We start from the raw sequence: 16,564 nt of genomic DNA, 5'->3' as shown, positions 1-16,564 counted from the left end.
TAACATTCTATACAAAATAAATATTTTACCTTCATGCCATGAGAATACTTACAACCCTTGTATTATCATTCTTTGTTTTAATTGGGGCTGCACAAAAAAAATTCGCTACGGTTAGCGGAAAGATCGTTGATGAGAATGAAAATCCTCTGGCAAAAGTATCTGTTGTTATTTTGGGAAACCTGAAACATGGCGAGATTACAAACGATAGTGGCTATTTTAAGATCAAAGTTCCTTCCAATGAAGCTTTTGCTTTGGTGTTTTCCTGTGCAGGATACAACACCTTTCAGAAAAATTTTCTTTTAAGCACCAATGAAAATGAAACAGTAGGTATTCGTATGGAAAAGGGAAACATTACCCTTACAGCCGTTACCGTTAGCAGCGAGAATATTCGTACAGAACTGGGCAAAGTAGATATCAATCCTAAAAATGCCGTGCAGTTGCCAAGCACTATCGGCGGTGTGGAAGGATTAATTAAAATATTGGTAGGCAGCAACAGCGAACTTACTTCTCAATACAGTGTACGCGGTGGCAACTATGATGAGAATCTTATTTATATCAATGATTTCGAAGTCTTTCGCCCTTACCTGGTCAACAATGGACAGCAGGAAGGATTAAGTTTGATCAATCCTGACCTGGCTCGTAATGTTAGCTTTTATAATGGCGGTTTTTCATCCAAATACGGAGATAAAATGAGTAGCGTGCTTGACATTCAATATAAAAAACCTAAGAGTTTTGGTGGCTCTGTTTCATTAAGCTTATTGGAACAGGATATTCACCTGGAAGGCTCTTCACAAAACAATCGTTTTACTTATTTATTGGGAGTACGAAATAAAAACAACAGCAACTTATTAAGCTCGCAGGAAACACAAGGTAACTATTCGCCATCTTCCAACGATATACAAAGCTATCTTACTTATAAACTAAATGAAAAATGGCAATTGGAATTACTGGGTATCTATTCTTCTACGCGGTTTTCCGTGATTCCTGAATCAGCACAAAAAACGTCTTCAGTATTTTCTCCTTTTTATACAGCCAATTTAGGATTGGATATCTTTTTTGAAGGACAGGAAAAAGACGCTTACAATACCAATATGATCGGGCTTACTGTCATTCATCAGCCTACTAAAAAATTAAAGTTGAGATGGATGGCAAACTACTTTAATGACAATGAAAAAGAGAATGAAGATATTGGCGGCACCTATTTATTTGGTGAAAGAGACTTTGATAGAAGCAGTGCTACTTTCGGGCAGATCACCAATCCACTAGGCGCAGGATTTTATCAAAATTATTCCCGCAATTCTTTAAATATTGATGTCTGGAATTTCAGTCATAAAGGAAGCCTGGATGCAGGAAAACATTTTATACAATGGGGGCTTACGTTTGAACAAAATAATATCAAGGATAAATTGTATCAATGGGAATTTCAGGACAGCGCCGGTTATTCTTTACCATATGACCCTGCTCAAAATACCAATAATATTTACTCTTTCTTAAATTCTACTGCAGATCTTTCTATTCAAAAATACAGCGGTTATTTGCAAGACAATATCAACCTTTCCCGCACTAATAAAAGCGTATTGTTACAATTAGGCACAAGATTCAATTACAATTCATTCAACAAAGAATTTTTTGTTACACCGCGTGCTCAATTTAGCATTAAGCCGAATTGGAACAAGGAGATGATATTCAAATTTGCAGCGGGTACTTATTACCAACCGCCATTCTATCGTGAATACAGGGGGTATGATGGCTTGATCAATCCAAATGTAAAATCACAAAAAAGTTTGCAGTTAGTGGCGGGCATGGATTATAACTTTAAGAAAAGTGATCGTCCGTTTCGTATAACAACCGAAGTGTATTATAAGAATATGTGGGATGTAAATCCTTATGACATTGACAATGTGCATATACAATATTTCGGCAACAACAACGCAAAAGCGTATGCGTATGGACTGGAAACAAGACTATACACTCAATTGATAAAAGATGCAGAAAGCTGGTTAAGCATTGGTATTATGAAGACAATGGAAAACATTGACAGCCTGTATTACAATGTTTATAAAAATAAAGAAGGAGAAGTAATTACAGCGACTACAAAAGACCAGGTAGTGGCGCAGGTAATTCCTACAAAATTAGGCTGGGTACGTCGTCCAACAGACCGCTTGGTTACTGTTGGATTGTATTTGCAGGATTATTTATCTACCAACAAAAACTTTCGTGTACACCTGAATACTATTGTAGGAAGCAATTTGCCTTATAATATTCCGGGTAGCGTGCAATATCGTAATGGACTTACTATCGATCCATACATCCGGGTAGATATCGGTTTCAGCGCATTATTACTGGATGAAAAAAGCACACGCCGCAGCCACAATCCATTCTCAGGTTTTAAAAGCATCTGGGCAAGCTTTGAAGTATTTAATTTAATTGACAGAGCAAATGTTATCTCTTATCAATTAGTAAAAGATTTTTCAAACACTACGTATGCAATCCCCAATCGCTTAACACCACGGTTGGTGAATTTTAAAATTATAGGAACTTTTTAGAAGAAATAAATTTCGTAAGATCAACACATGCTTAACATCATTAAAAAGCGACCGGCTGTTTTATTGATTTTATTTTTTCTGCTTTCAATTGCTATACGATATCCGCATTTGAACAGGCCGCTTTCCAAACATCATGAATTTAATGCAGGCATGGTGCTTGTTTGCATTGATACATGGAATACAAACGGTGGTCCATCATACAGCGGTTTTTGCCCGGTATTGAATTACACGAATAAAGGTGATAAATTTTTCAGTAGCAAGTATGCAAATACAACCTCTGTAAATGGTGATGATCTGTATATGAGTTTTGGCCCCGGATGGTTTTTATTCCCCTATTATTTTTTTAAGGTTTTTCATCTGCCGGCAAGCCCTCTCTCCCTTCAATTTTTTGATATACTATTATGCTTGCTATCCATGGCACTTGTTTTTAAAATTGCGAAAAAGATGTTCAATGAAGAAAGTGATGCCATGCCGACAAAAGCAATCATTGCAACAATTCTATTCCTGCTCAATCCTGCCTCGCTCTGGTATTTTGGAAATGGCTTTGTACATGAAGTAATGACGATCCCTTTCTTTTTAGCAGCAGCCTATGTGTTTTTAAGTTTTATAGAAAATGGGAGCAACATAACATTTAAAAGATTGCTTTTATACGGCATCCTATTGATAACAGGAATTTTTTGTGATTGGCTTTGCGTGTTTTGGAGCGGTATTACAATATTATATGCTTTTTTCAGATCTAGAAAGGACAAGCAATGGGGCAACTATATAATTGTTACAATACTCTCAACGATCATGGCCATTGCGATAGTATTTCTCGTCTACGGACATCATGTAGGTTATAAAAACTATTTTACTCTTTTACATTCGCGGTATGACTATAGAGGAATGAATGAAGAGAATTCAGGCAGCCTGTTCTCTTATTATTGGATAATCCTAAAAAACTATCTTACCTCCTATCTTCCTTTATTCATTGCATTGTTGATCTTATTGATCATAAACAGAAGGATGATCAGACCTGCAATAATAAAACAACACCCTGGCGCTTTTTCCTTCATAGTTTTATTGGTTGCAACCTGCCTGTTGCATCATTTTATTTTCCCTCAATTTTCCGGGCATGAATATGCTGTTTTTAAAAGTGCCTTATTCCTTTCGCTATGTACTGCGGCATTGTCAACTAATTATAAAACATCGTACATTATTATTGGACTTTTCATCATTCTTTCTATTGCACAGTTCTATTACATTAACCCGGTGGGAGCTTATTCTTTTGACGGTGAGCGTTATGATTATGCAAAAACAATTGGCAATTCCATAAAAGAAAATGCATCCGCAGACGAAGTTGTTTACATTAATTATAAAAATGGATTAGCTGAACCACAGATCATGTATTATGCTAAACGCACTTGTTTTGGTTCTCCTAACTTACAAGATGCAAAAGTGCGCCTGGCAGACCAAACATATGCGCAGAAAGCAGTTTGGTTTGATATCGTTAATGATTCTGTTACTTCCATCATTCATTTCAGTAAATAAAAAAAGGCAGCTATCGCCGCCTTACTATAATTATCTTCCTTTATTAAAAATAGCTCAGGTTTGTTTTAGGCGTTAACGTTAGTAATGTTTCATACATCAGCTTAATCGTATTTTCAATATCATCTTTGTGCAACATTTCTACCGGTGTGTGCATATAACGCAGCGGAATTGAGATCAGTACAGAAGGACACCCTTCATTCGCATATGCAAATGAATCCGTATCGGTACCGGTGCTTCTGCTTACAGTTCTCATCTGCACAGGAATTTTATTTTTCTCAGCAACGGTTTGTACAATATTCAATAGCTTATTATGTACTGCAGGACCAAATGCCAATGATGGTCCTTTACCACAAGCACAATCTCCTTCAATAATTTTATTGATCATCGGGGTGGTTGTATCATGCGTTACATCCGTAATAATTGCCACGTCAGGCTTTATTCTGCGGGCAACCATTTCAGCACCACGTAGACCAACTTCTTCCTGTACCGCATTTACAACATACAATCCAAAAGGCAATTTCTTTTTATTTTCTTTTAATAATCTTGCAACTTCGGCGATCATGAAACCACCAATGCGGTTATCAAATGCACGGCCAATTAAATAATCATATGCCAGCTCTTCGTATCCTTCCTCATAAGTGGCAACGGCACCAATATGTATCCCCAATGCTTCCACTTCTTTTTTATTTCTTGCTCCGCAGTCTAAAAACAGGTTGTCTACTTTAGGTTGTGGTTCTTTATTATCAGGATTGGCAATTCTTGTGTGTATAGCAGGCCAGCCAAATACGGCCTTTACTGCTCCCTTTTTCCCATGTATCAGCACACGTTTTGCAGGCGCTACCTGGTGATCAACACCGCCATTGCGTTTCAAATAAATCAACCCGTTGTCAGAAATATAATTTACAAACCAGCTTATTTCATCCGCGTGCGCTTCAATAACTACTTTAAACGGTGCTGTTGGATTTATTACCCCTACAGCCGTTCCATATGGATCTGTAAAAAAACTATCTGTGAATGGTTTTATATATTCGAGCCAGATCTTCTGTCCGCTGCTTTCAAAACCTGTTGGTGAAGGGTTATTAATATAATTCTTTAAAAATTTGTACGATTGCTCTGTTAAAATACTCTTTGTTTTTTTTGCTTTTGCCATGAGATTTGATTTGATAACAAAAATAGTGAATGGTGAATAGTTAATAATGAAAATCTACCGACGACTAATAAATCGATAAAGATTTCACAATTCATTTAAAGACTCAACAAATAAGTGATCAACGCTGAAAAAAGCATCAATCCATCTACTAAAAAATAATAAAAATAATAGCCGCGTTTTTTAAGCGACAATATATAAACCATGAATGTAATAATGGCTGTTATCAACAATCCGGATGACTGGTGAAATGCAATACCGAATTGAGTTAATGATACACTTAGTAAAGAAAGTAGCATAAAGATCACTACCACTATATAATGTAACCCTTTAGCGCTGATATCGGTGGCAATGCTATGCAGCCCTTTCATCTTATCCATTGCTACATCCCGTTTATCAAAAATGATACACAACAGCAGCACAAACAAAAAATGTATAAGGTAGATAATGATCTCTGCGAACGAAAGATGCGCAATCGTTTTTTGTAAGGGGATCATAGTGGTTACATGCGCCCATGTTAACGACAACAGAATTGTCTTTACTGCACCTGCTTTCCTTGTGAACTGAATTTGCCTGATCGGCAACAACGGAATTGAATATAATACCATCAACAAAAAGGTGATGGCAATATTGTACCAGATAAGATGCAGCTGCAGCAGGCAATAAAACATTCCTGCTATAGATAACAGAATGATCATTACCGGAATGATCTCTTTCTTAACAAAGCCCCATAATGCTGTTTTATTAAAAGAAAACTTACTTAGTAACCAATAGGCATTATAACCCGATAATGTGGCGAAAAAGATAAATAGCAATAAGAAAATATTGGCGGGCAAATTCAGCAAGAGCAAGGTTTGCCAGCTAAGAGCCGCTGCACACAGTGCAATAAAAACAGAATGAGAAAGAATAAAATGTAAGATCTTTTTCAGAACAAACTATTTAGTTCGCAACTATAACAATGGTCGGAGATTTAACCGTATCACTCATATTGCCTGCTGCATTTTGTAAAACAAATTGAAAAAAACAAGTATCATTTCCTCCACATTTTGGTTCTGCAATAGGCAAATATTGTGTACCGGTTCCGTAAGCGTACGTTACTAAAATATCTCCCTTGGTATTGCCCGACGCATTGAATGCAGGCAACGGCAACCAATCTTTCAACACACTGTCTTCCGGGCATTGAGGAACAACTTTGCGTACATAGATCGCAGAATCACTTTTAAACTGACCGGTTGGATCGGTAAAGCCTAGTGTAAATTGAATGTATTGTCCACGTTCCAAAACGGTTGTATTCACCGATTCAAACGTTAATGTTGGCTTTTGCTGAGAACTATCTTTACTGCAACTAATTAGAAACAGGCAAAAAAGTGTTATTAAAAATATGTATCGCATCTTTGCTGAATAATTATCCAAATTTAACGATACAAATTGAATACCCCTTTTAAAAATATCGACCTGGAGAAAAAAATATTTTCAGTAAAAGAAGATGATTTTTTTACAATGGCATTAGAGGTATTCCAGTTTCAGTATTTTAACAATGAATTGTATCAACGGTATTGCGACACCTTCAATATTGAGATAAATAAGATAACAAGCGTTGAACAGATCCCGTTCTTGCCCATCAGCTTTTTTAAAACACATGAAGTAACTACCACTGCGTTTGAACCCGAAGCCATTTTTGAAAGCAGCGGCACTACACAAACCATCAATAGCAAACATTTTATTAAGAACAATAACTTATATAAAGAGAGCTTTAGTCATACTTTTCAATTGTTTTACGGTAAGCCCGATGATTATTGCATCCTGGCTTTATTACCATCTTATTTAGAAAGAAACAATTCCTCTTTAGTGGTGATGGCAGATAGCCTGATCAAAGCAAGCAAGCATCCACGTAGTGGCTTTTACTTAAACGAGCTAAATGAATTACGTACCACATTGCTGGACCTGGAAAGACAACATCAAAAAACAATATTAATTGGAGTAACCTTTGCCTTGCTCGATTTTGCAGAAAAATACTCCATGCCTTTGAGTAATACTGTTATTATAGAAACCGGCGGCATGAAGGGAAGAAGAGAAGAATTAACAAGACGGGAAGTACATACTATTTTAAAGAACAGCTTTGGCGTATCGCAAATACATTCTGAATATGGCATGACAGAATTATTAAGCCAGGCTTATGCTTTAAACAATGGAATTTTTAATTGCCCGCCTTGGATGAAGGTTTTGATACGTGATGAAGATGACCCTTTGGCAATACATTCATCTACTAATAAGCCTTTTAAAGGTGCCGTAAATATTATTGACCTTGCCAATATTTATTCCTGCTCCTTTATTGCTACGGATGATGCCGGGCAATTATTTCCTGATAATAGTTTTGAAATTTTAGGGCGCCTGGACAATAGTGATATTCGGGGATGTAGTTTACTAAGTCTGTAACATTATTCTTTCTCCAGCTCTTTTATATCTTCAATAAGTTGCTGCATTTCTAATCGCAAAGTACCATTGTAAATTCCACGGATGCGCCTCGTTTTATCTACCAATACAATATGTTCCGTATGTAAAAAATCAGCACTGTCTTTTGTATAACCTGTTTGCTCTTCTGCAAAATAAGAACGTCTTGCAAAGTCGTAAATAGCTGCTTTATTGCCGGTTAATAAATGCCATTGAGGTGATGTGTATCCATTTAGATCGGTATATTTCTTTAATTTCTGTACACTGTCGATCCATGGCGTGACACTGTAAGAAAGTAACACAACATTGGTATCGTTTTTAAATGCAACACTTACACTATCCATGTTATGCATCAGCACAGGACATATACTTCCACAACTTGTAAAGAAAAAATTAGCTATATGAATTTTCCCTTCAATACCAGATTGAGAAATGGTTTTATTGTTTTGATCCGTGAAAGAAAAATCAGTAATTATATGAGGAATCTTTTCTGCTACCTTAGTTTCATCATCAATAAAGATTGGAGTAAAATCCGGTGTATTGTAATAAGGGAGATGCTTTGCTGTACTGTTGCAAGAGAGAAGAATGATGCAACCGATCAACCAACTATTTTTTAAAAACACTGTCTGTAACATTCACACAATTTTTAGTGCCCAATAATCCATATCGTCTTCCATTCTTAATAACATAGTTCGATTTTACAGAACCGTCATCAAACCAGGTTCTCTCGGTACCGCTTTCATGCCCTGCCACATAGTTCATTTCTTTTGTAAGCATTCCCGTGGATGACCATTCCCTGCAAACGCCATCGTATTCATCATTCAAAAAATTATATTCCAGTTTCTGTTTACCATTCTCCCACCACGCTACATATTTTCCTTGCTTCTTTCCGTTATCGAAATAGCGAATTTCTTTTAATTGTTTATTCTCATAAAATTCTTTCCATTCACCTGTTTCTTTTCCATCCACATAATTCCTTATTTCGCTTGTATCCTTATTCGCATACAGCGTAAATAGTTTTCCTGAAAAAAGATTACCGTTAACATATGTGCTGCCTTCTTTAGTAAGTATAGCAACACTGTCTGCATTTAATGATAACAAAGATGCTGACTGCCTGGTATTGCATTGAGTCAGCACGATCAATAAAAAAATAAAAATGCTATTGCGTAACGGTTCCTTCGGTTCCATAAAATCCGCTGCCGTTTATGTAAGGACTTTCGGTAGTAGTATGATAATGATAAATGCCATTGGGATAATCGGCTGTTACGCCAAAGTGACCATGATAAGCATCCAGGTCAGCATCCGTAATGGTTTTGTTATTTTCAACAGGTCCATATACAGGAAACCCGTCTAACAAAAAACCTAACAAAGAAGTATCCCCTTTAGTAGTAGTTAAATAATAAGGCTCTACATGATAATGATAACCACCTTGCTGTTGCGGATGACCTCCGTATTGATCAAAAGAATTTATTTCATTGGTAAGCGGTGCATTCATTGCCGCATATTGATTAAAGAACGGTACACCATTTAGCGAAACACCAATTGGTCCGCCGGGTGTGGAAGCATGCGTAGACGCTTCTGCAGGATGCAAAGGAATTTTAAACGTATAATTGAACTGCGCAATTTTATTAGGATTCTGGTTCCAGTTAGGATTGGTGCCATTGTACGCCTCATACTTATCACTCCATTGTGTGCCCTGGTAATACGGACTTTTATGATCGGGTAAACCGGTTGATTTAATTATTACATAATCACCATCTACATAGATATCCGAAGCGCCATAGATCTTTTTATAAACATCAGGAACAGTGCTGGTAGTAGTATTATTCTTGCTGCAGCTTGCAATAACAAATAGCGCCGCAGGCAGCAAATAGCAAAATCGTTTTAGCATATAAGAGATTTTAATAAAGATAATAAACCAAGACGATTCTACGTATGATTTCGTTGCCTGTAAACTTATATTACATCCCGCTTCATTTCATCTTCTATTATTTGCTCTTTTACTGCATCTTCCAAAGAGGTTGGAGGAAAGAGTTTTTTTCGATCCTTCTTATTTTTAATGATCAATAAAATAAGCAATGCAACGGCTGCAATAATTACAATGATAGTAATGAAAATTTGTTTGTCGTTCATACTACCGGTACCACTATAATTATGCCAGTGCGTATTAATTTTCGGTGCTCCCGTAGCAAATAATACAATAAAAAGGCAACTATTGCGTTGTAAAACAACCATTAAAACTATATCCTTTTATGAAAAAGCTTATTGCAAGCATGCTAACAGCATTATATGTTGTAACATCTTTTGCGTCCCCTTCACCTTTAGTTACCACCACAACTCCTTCTTCTATTACAAATGTTACTGCTACTTTGGGAGGCAGCGTTAACGTTAACACTACCTATGTAGAAAAAGGAATTGTATGGAGTACCACTAACAATACTCCTACTACTTCGAATAATAAGATAGTAATGGGATCAGGCAACGGTACTACCTGGAGTATGACAAATGCCGGAGTATTTCCTCCGGGTACTTTAGTTTATGTAAGAGCTTATTGTATACTTGGCATGACCACTATTTATTCCAGTACTGCTAAAACTTTTACCACCCTTGCTTTATCGGGCACAGGAGCAGTATATGATTTTGAAGCTGCTTCCGGTACTTATACAGGCTTTGGCACACGCAACTTAATAGCAACGAATACAACATCAGGTTCTTCTATGCAAATTACTTCTGTTGATGATTCTGTTTACCGCTCTTCTGTCGATGGCTTTAGCGATGGTGGCGGACGCATTGGCAGTGAAGGATTGTATTTTGGTATGAATAGTAAAGAGTCTGCTGTTACATTTGCTATACAAGGCAATAATAAATTTGACCTCAACGGTTTTTATTTGGATAGCGAAAATGGAGATGCTACTGATTATGTTATTTCCAGTTCTAAAGGATCGATTACCGTTTCCTTCCCCACAACAAATACAGAACAAAAAACAACATTCATTGATATAGCTAATAATGCAAATGCCGCTTACTTAAAAGGAATTAGTTCTTTCACTATTACACCAACCGGTGGCGCTTTTATGGAAGTAGATCATTTAGTGTTACAAAACATAGTATCAAACATTATTCTTCCTTTAAAGATGATTTCATTCACCGGCAATGTAACTAATCATGCAGCTGTTTTAGATTGGTCAACCAATAATGAGATCAACACTAAAGAAATGCAAATAGAAAGATCAACAGATGGCAATACGTTCACTTCTATAGGAACTATAACCGCTGTTGGTAATGGTAATAACAACTATCATTTTACAGATGCAACATTGAATGATGCAACCGGTTATTATCGCATTAAAACAATAGATGTAGATGGAAAAGCAACTCTGAGTAATATTGTTAAGCTTACAGATAATGCAGGTACAACAGGGAGCTTACAACTATTGCCGAATCTTTTATCCGGAAGCAGCAATACAATTAAACTCAAAACATCTTTAGCTGAAGGAAGAATAACGATCTATAACCAAAGCGGCGCTGCAATAAAAAATCAAAGCTGGAAAACCGGGCAAACAATAAATGTAGAAACGCTCAACAGTGGTTCTTACTTTATTCAATTAACAGATGGTAAACAAGTACTAAGCAGCCGCTTTATAAAAGAGTAACTCTGAAACCCAAATATGTAGTAAAAGCTGTCGGTGAATTTACCGGCAGCTTTTTGTTTTATTCGAAAGATTTTGTGACTATTATTTTTGTGTCAAGTTGTTTTTTTTCATAACTTTTACTTACAATTTGTATCAGTTTATTAGTGAATCTTTTCAAAAATGGGGACAAGTGAAGCTTTAAAAGATCAGTTTACCTTTTTATCATCCAATGGAGAAATGCAGGAAAGGATCCGCAACTTTGATTGGTCTCAAACGCCATTAGGCAGTGTAGATTCCTGGTCTCAAAGTTTGCGTACCACCGTTAGCATTATGTTGTCTAATAGTTTTCCCATGTTGCTTTGGTGGGGCGATGATTATATTTCAATTTACAACGATGCTTATATTCCTGTACTTGGCAGCAAACATCCTTGGGCATTGGGCAAACCTGTAAGGATCTGTTGGTCCGAGATATGGCATGTTCTTCAACCTTTAATTGATGCGCCTTATAATGGAGGCGATGCCACATGGATGGACGATATAATGCTGGAGATCAAAAGAAATAATTTTTTAGAAGAAACACATTTTACAATAGCCTACAGTCCTGTACCGGATGAGCTTGCTTTCACTAAGATCGGTGGAGTACTTGCCACAGTAACTGAAATAACCGAAAAGATATTAAGTGAACGCCGGCTGAAAGTTTTAAGAGACCTGGCTGCTGTAGCAAGTGAAGCCAAAGTAAAAGAAGAAGCATGCGTTTTGTGTGCCAAAACAATTTCCAATCATACAAAAGATATTCCCTTTGCATTATTCTATCTCCTTAGTGAAGACAATAAACACCTTTATCTCGCAAGCTCAGCCGGTATTCAAAAAAATGAACAAAAAACACCTTTAAAGATCGAGCTATCCGGCGATAAAAGTTCAGCAATTTATAACCGGGCATTTGCAACAGGTAATATAGAAACAATAAGTCTTTCTGATTTAAGCAAACAAACAGAATCTTCTGATCTGAATAATGCTGCCATCATCCCGATACCATCCAACAAAACACATCAGTATGAAGGAATAATTATTGCAGGCATAAGTCCTTACCTGGAATTTACAGATTCTTATAAAAGTTTCTTCCAGATATTGGCAACACAGGTTTCTACAGCCATTACCAATGCCAATGCATTTGATGAAGAACGGAAAAGAGCAGAAGCATTGGAGCAGATAGACAAAGCAAAAACGGTATTCTTCTCTAATATCAGTCATGAGTTTCGTACACCGCTAACATTAATATTGGGACCATTAGAAGAACTGTTAAACAGTCATCAAAAAAATCTCAACGATGCCGATAAGCAGATCATCAATACCTGTCATCGAAATGCATTACGCCTTTTACGACTTGTAAATACCTTACTCGATTTTAGCAGGTTGGAAGCCGGCAGGCAACAGATCAATTTTTCATTGGTAGATATTTCGACGTTAACCAGGAACCTTGCTTCTAACTTTCGTGTGATCATTGAAAGAGCCGGGCTTGAGTTAATTGTTGAAGACAAAAAAGCAATTCCGCCTGTATATGTTGATACGCAGATGTGGGAGAAAATTATTTTTAATCTTTTATCCAACGCATTCAAATATACCTTACAAGGAAAAATAGCATTGGAATTAACGTCTGAAACAGGCTACGCAATATTGAAAGTAAAAGATACCGGGGTAGGCATCGCCGAAACCCAGTTACCTTATATATTTGATCGCTTTCATCGCATTGAAAATTCTGCAGGCAGAAATTATGAAGGAACAGGCATTGGACTGGCAATTGTAAAAGAGTATGTGCAATTGCTAAATGGTTTTATCACTGTTGAAAGCAAGATCGGCAAGGGTTCCACCTTTACAATAAAAATTCCGTTGGCTGAACAAACAGCAAAACAGAACGGTGTTCAGGAGTTTGCTGTCACATCTTTCAATAATAATGAGTCGAATGTTTATATCGATGAAATGAGTTTCTTTCTTGACAATGCTGAAGACAAACCTTCTATAGCAGCAAAAGAAAAGCTCCCGTTAATAATGATAGTAGATGACAATGCAGATATGAGAGAACATATTCAATCATTATTATCCAATCATTTTAATACCATCACGGCAACAAACGGCGTAGATGCATTAAAGAAAATAAAAGACAATAAGCCTACACTAATCCTGAGTGATATAATGATGCCTGAAATGGACGGCATACAATTGCTCACAGAAATCAAGAACACTAAAGCAACTACGCTTATCCCTGTTATCTTAATTACAGCACGTGCAGGCGAAGAATCCAAATTAGAAGGATGGGAAGTAGGTGCTGAGGATTATCTCATTAAACCTTTTTCTTCCAGGGAACTTATTGCAAGAATAAAAGCAAATATTAAAAATGCCAATACCCGTGAAGAAGCATTTGAAAATCTTAAAAAAACAGAAGAAAGTGCCGCCTTTCTTGCATCATTAAGCAAAAGCATACTTGATCTAAAAAGTTCTGCCGAAATAATGCAGACTTTCGGAAAAATGGTAAATCAGTTGAACGGCGCTTCTGTATGCACTTTCGTAAAAGTAAATGTCGATAAGGATGAAGTAGATGTTGCCGCCGATTGGCACAAAGAACCGGGATTGAGTCTTATTGGCAAATACCGCATATCAGATTATATAAGCGAAGAGTTTCAGCAACTAATGTTACAGGGAAAACCTATTGTGATCAACGATGCTAAAACAGATCCTAGAGTTACAGATAAGGAACGGTTGGCTGCATTGCATATTGGCTCTTTAATAAATGTTCCGGTAATACAAAATGGCGATTGGCAATTTATACTTGGCATCTATCATGAAGCTCCTTATCATTGGCAGGAAGAAGAAATAACATTAATGGTAGAGACCAGCAGGCGAATATGGAATAAGTTAGAGCGTGCGCATGCAGAGGAAATGATAACTGCTGATCTGCACGATACAAAGCTATTGCATGAATTGAGTGTACGGCTTATTTCTGAAAATGATATTGAAACATTGTTGAATGAAATAAACAACACATCTATGAAGCTTGCCAAAGCACAGGCAGGCACTGTCCAGATGTTAGATGAAAAAACAAAAGAGCTTGTTATCATTGCCACACATGGTTTTAAGCCGGAAGTAACAGAACATTTTCGGCGTGTAAGCGCCGCTTCTAATACCTCCTGCGGTATAGCATTATCAAATAATGAACGTACGCTTATCAATTTTGATGTGCCAGAAGACCAGGATCCTGATGGTTCCTTACGCATGCATGTAGAAGCCGGTTATCTTTCAGCTTTGTCAATACCATTGGTTACACGTGCAGGAAAACCAATTGGTATGATGAGTACGCACTGGGTTACGCATTATCAACCTACAGAAAGGGAATTACGTTTTATGGATCTATTGGCAAGACAGGCAGCAGACCTGATAGAACGTAAGCAAACAGAAGAAGCCTTACGAAAGCTATTAAGGGATAAGGACGATTTTATTGGCATTGCCAGTCATGAATTGAAAACACCATTAACTTCTATTGGTATTTATATCGAAATGCTTTTAGAGAACTATGCCCAATCAGAAGATACTTTTCTTAGCTCTTCATTAGATACCGTGCACAATCAATTGAAAAACTTAAGTGAGCTGTTAAATAATTTATTGGATGTTACAAGAATTGATACGCATCGTTTTGTATTGAACAGGAAGGAATTTGATTTGGCAGTGCTCATTCATGAAAGTGCAAAGATCATGCAGCCCACTACTTCTCATAAAGTAATTGTAACCGGGGCGCAACATTGCAATGTGTATGCAGATAAAGAAAAGTTGAACCAGGTATTTTTGAATTTGCTTACCAACGCTATCAAGTATTCGCCAATGGCAGAAAAAGTGCTTATTAATATAGCAACAGATAATAATTCGGTAACTGTTTCTGTACAGGATTTTGGCATTGGAATACAATCAGAATATTTGGATAAGATATTTGAACGCTTTTATAGAGTAGAAGGACAAACAGAAAAAACCTTTGCCGGCTTTGGAATTGGCTTATATATTGCTGCTGAAATAGTAAAGCAGCATAATGGTACCATTAATGTACACAGTGAAAAAGGAAAAGGATCTACTTTTTATTTTACCATGCCCAAACTTTAAAACCATGATTTATGGAAAATTCAGTACTTATTGTAGAAGATGATAAAGATATACGCCTGGCTTTAGAACTGTTATTGAACAGAAGAGGCTTTAATGTTTTAGGAGTAAGTGATCTGACAATAGAAAATCTGTCTATTCAGCCGGATGTTATATTGATGGATGTTTATCTTTCAGGAAAGTCAGGACAGGATATATGTAAAACAATAAAAGAAAATCCTGCAACCAACCATATTCCCGTAATAATGATGTCTGCTTCACCTGCAGCCGAAGTATCCTGTATGGAGGCAGGCGCCAATGCATTTATCAGTAAGCCATTTAAAATAAGTGAAGTGGTTAGTACGGTTCAAAGATTTATAAAGTAATCTTTAAGGTGTAGAGTAATTTTCTGCAACAATATAAAAAACGGTATCGATAAAAAACAGCTTTTCCGAATTTAGAAGAACATTTTCATCGTGCATGTCTTCCAGTATCAAACCATATTCTTTATTAATGTAGTCTTGCCGTTTTACATTTTGGAATCCATTATATTCTAAAAAGCTGCGAATATCATCCAATGAGGCCTGTCCTTCTGCAATAATGAAAGGTTGTTTCACCACTGCATAGAATACATTTTCAATATCAATAAATCCAATCAAACTGTAGGATGTATCTTTAAAAATAAGATTATGCAATATCAAGCTATTAAAATATTCCAGCCATGTAGCATAATAAACTGCATCATTAATTTTGATTACAGAAGAAGTTTGAATATCGAGATACACTTTAGATTCGCCACCTTTTGTAAGATATTGTCCGGGTAGATGATCAATCCAAAGCTGATGAGTAGTAGCGTAGTTTCTTAAGCTTGATTCCTGCTCTTTTTTGATGAGGAGTTTACTTTCGAATTCTTTTTTAACTGTTGTACTTGCGCCAAAGCTTGCGCATAAGAAGTTGCGGATTGTCGTGCAATGATTTCCGTCCCCCTTAAGGATGCTTCCTCGAACGATATTTTCAAGTTCCTTTTTTGTATCATCATTGTACATTTTAAACAAATTTATAAAAAATATCTAAAAGCTAAAATGGTTTGCAGTTCTACTGACATAGATACGCTCCAATTAACGAACGCCTTTAATTAG

14 protein-coding genes and 1 pseudogene are annotated in these 16,564 nt (G+C 36.6%); 7 read left to right on the top strand and 8 right to left on the bottom strand.

Features of this window, described 5'->3' with window-relative positions:
* Window positions 1-38: 38 nt before the first annotated feature.
* Entirely contained in the window at window positions 39-2,546 is a 2,508-nt protein-coding gene (locus K9M53_RS04270; protein WP_224018324.1) for a TonB-dependent receptor, read from the top strand.
* 27 nt (window positions 2,547-2,573) lie between these two features.
* A complete protein-coding gene (locus K9M53_RS04265; RefSeq protein WP_224018322.1) occupies window positions 2,574-4,076 on the top strand; it encodes a glycosyltransferase family protein in 1,503 nt (500 codons plus the stop codon).
* Between the two features lie 43 nt (window positions 4,077-4,119).
* Here K9M53_RS04265 and K9M53_RS04260 read toward each other — a convergent pair whose 3' ends face one another.
* The 3 genes from K9M53_RS04260 to K9M53_RS04250 all read right to left on the bottom strand — a co-directional run bounded on the left by K9M53_RS04260 (window position 4,120) and on the right by K9M53_RS04250 (window position 6,615).
* The gene (locus tag K9M53_RS04260) at window positions 4,120-5,226 is read right to left on the bottom strand and encodes a M42 family metallopeptidase (RefSeq protein ID WP_224018320.1); all 1,107 of its coding nucleotides are present in this window, start codon (window positions 5,224-5,226) and stop codon (window positions 4,120-4,122) included.
* A 95-nt stretch (window positions 5,227-5,321) separates the two neighbouring features.
* Entirely contained in the window at window positions 5,322-6,038 is a 717-nt protein-coding gene (locus K9M53_RS04255) for a UbiA prenyltransferase family protein (protein WP_224018318.1), read from the bottom strand.
* Window positions 6,039-6,162: 124 nt separating this feature from the next.
* Window positions 6,163-6,615 carry a hypothetical protein gene (locus K9M53_RS04250; RefSeq protein WP_224018316.1) on the bottom strand — a complete coding sequence of 151 codons (453 nt, stop codon included), beginning with the start codon at window positions 6,613-6,615 and terminating at the stop codon, window positions 6,163-6,165.
* Between the two features lie 36 nt (window positions 6,616-6,651).
* Between K9M53_RS04250 and K9M53_RS04245 the strand changes: the two genes are divergently transcribed.
* The gene (locus K9M53_RS04245) at window positions 6,652-7,659 is read left to right on the top strand and encodes a LuxE/PaaK family acyltransferase (RefSeq protein WP_224018314.1); all 1,008 of its coding nucleotides are present in this window, start codon (window positions 6,652-6,654) and stop codon (window positions 7,657-7,659) included.
* Window positions 7,660-7,661: 2 nt separating this feature from the next.
* Here the strand turns inward: K9M53_RS04245 and K9M53_RS04240 are convergent, their stop codons facing one another.
* From K9M53_RS04240 to K9M53_RS04225, 4 genes are all read right to left on the bottom strand, one after another.
* Window positions 7,662-8,309: an SCO family protein gene (locus K9M53_RS04240; RefSeq protein WP_224018312.1), complete on the bottom strand. Its 648-nt coding sequence runs from the start codon at window positions 8,307-8,309 to the stop codon at window positions 7,662-7,664.
* A complete protein-coding gene (locus K9M53_RS04235) occupies window positions 8,281-8,862 on the bottom strand; it encodes a toxin-antitoxin system YwqK family antitoxin (protein ID WP_224018309.1) in 582 nt (193 codons plus the stop codon). The genes K9M53_RS04240 and K9M53_RS04235 overlap by 29 nt, the downstream gene beginning before the upstream one ends.
* On the bottom strand, window positions 8,834-9,565 hold the full coding sequence (locus K9M53_RS04230; RefSeq protein ID WP_224018307.1) for a YHYH protein: 732 nt from the start codon (window positions 9,563-9,565) through the stop codon (window positions 8,834-8,836). The genes K9M53_RS04235 and K9M53_RS04230 overlap by 29 nt, the downstream gene beginning before the upstream one ends.
* 65 nt (window positions 9,566-9,630) lie before the next feature.
* Entirely contained in the window at window positions 9,631-9,909 is a 279-nt protein-coding gene (locus tag K9M53_RS04225) for a hypothetical protein (protein ID WP_224018305.1), read from the bottom strand.
* A gap of 17 nt (window positions 9,910-9,926) precedes the next feature.
* Between K9M53_RS04225 and K9M53_RS04220 the strand changes: the two genes are divergently transcribed.
* The 4 genes and pseudogenes from K9M53_RS04220 to K9M53_RS04210 all read left to right on the top strand — a co-directional run bounded on the left by K9M53_RS04220 (window position 9,927) and on the right by K9M53_RS04210 (window position 15,811).
* Window positions 9,927-11,327, top strand: a complete 1,401-nt coding sequence (locus K9M53_RS04220; protein ID WP_224018303.1) for a T9SS type A sorting domain-containing protein — start codon at window positions 9,927-9,929, stop codon at window positions 11,325-11,327.
* Window positions 11,328-11,486: 159 nt separating this feature from the next.
* A pseudogene (locus K9M53_RS04215) lies at window positions 11,487-14,729 on the top strand (response regulator); the annotation flags it as partial.
* 87 nt (window positions 14,730-14,816) lie between these two features.
* Entirely contained in the window at window positions 14,817-15,449 is a 633-nt protein-coding gene (locus K9M53_RS16175; protein WP_390687758.1) for a sensor histidine kinase, read from the top strand.
* Window positions 15,450-15,460: 11 nt separating this feature from the next.
* Window positions 15,461-15,811, top strand: coding sequence for a response regulator (locus K9M53_RS04210; protein ID WP_224018299.1), 351 nt, complete (start codon window positions 15,461-15,463; stop codon window positions 15,809-15,811).
* A 3-nt stretch (window positions 15,812-15,814) separates the two neighbouring features.
* On the opposite strand, the gene K9M53_RS04205 is transcribed toward K9M53_RS04210, so the two are convergent.
* A complete protein-coding gene (locus tag K9M53_RS04205; protein WP_224018297.1) occupies window positions 15,815-16,471 on the bottom strand; it encodes a putative polyvalent protein kinase domain-containing protein in 657 nt (218 codons plus the stop codon).
* Between the last annotated feature and the right edge of the window lie 93 nt (window positions 16,472-16,564).

The organism is Ferruginibacter albus (genome assembly GCF_020042285.1).
Taxonomy (GTDB): domain Bacteria; phylum Bacteroidota; class Bacteroidia; order Chitinophagales; family Chitinophagaceae; genus Ferruginibacter; species Ferruginibacter albus.
The sequence above is the reverse complement of the archived record's forward strand: the minus strand, read 5'-3'. Positions and strand labels throughout refer to the sequence as shown.

Bases quoted from the DNA above. Each gene is read 5' to 3' on its own strand.
- K9M53_RS04270 (WP_224018324.1), top strand. From the start codon at position 39: ATGAGAATACTTACAACCCTTGTATTATCATTCTTTGTTTTAATTGGG.
- K9M53_RS04265 (WP_224018322.1), top strand. From the start codon at position 2,574: ATGCTTAACATCATTAAAAAGCGACCGGCTGTTTTATTGATTTTATTT.
- K9M53_RS04260 (WP_224018320.1), bottom strand. From the start codon at position 5,226: ATGGCAAAAGCAAAAAAAACAAAGAGTATTTTAACAGAGCAATCGTAC.
- K9M53_RS04250 (WP_224018316.1), bottom strand. From the start codon at position 6,615: ATGCGATACATATTTTTAATAACACTTTTTTGCCTGTTTCTAATTAGT.
- K9M53_RS04240 (WP_224018312.1), bottom strand. From the start codon at position 8,309: ATGTTACAGACAGTGTTTTTAAAAAATAGTTGGTTGATCGGTTGCATC.
- K9M53_RS04235 (WP_224018309.1), bottom strand. From the start codon at position 8,862: ATGGAACCGAAGGAACCGTTACGCAATAGCATTTTTATTTTTTTATTG.
- K9M53_RS04230 (WP_224018307.1), bottom strand. From the start codon at position 9,565: ATGCTAAAACGATTTTGCTATTTGCTGCCTGCGGCGCTATTTGTTATT.
- K9M53_RS04225 (WP_224018305.1), bottom strand. From the start codon at position 9,909: ATGGTTGTTTTACAACGCAATAGTTGCCTTTTTATTGTATTATTTGCT.
- K9M53_RS04220 (WP_224018303.1), top strand. From the start codon at position 9,927: ATGAAAAAGCTTATTGCAAGCATGCTAACAGCATTATATGTTGTAACA.
- K9M53_RS04210 (WP_224018299.1), top strand. From the start codon at position 15,461: ATGGAAAATTCAGTACTTATTGTAGAAGATGATAAAGATATACGCCTG.
- K9M53_RS04205 (WP_224018297.1), bottom strand. From the start codon at position 16,471: ATGTACAATGATGATACAAAAAAGGAACTTGAAAATATCGTTCGAGGA.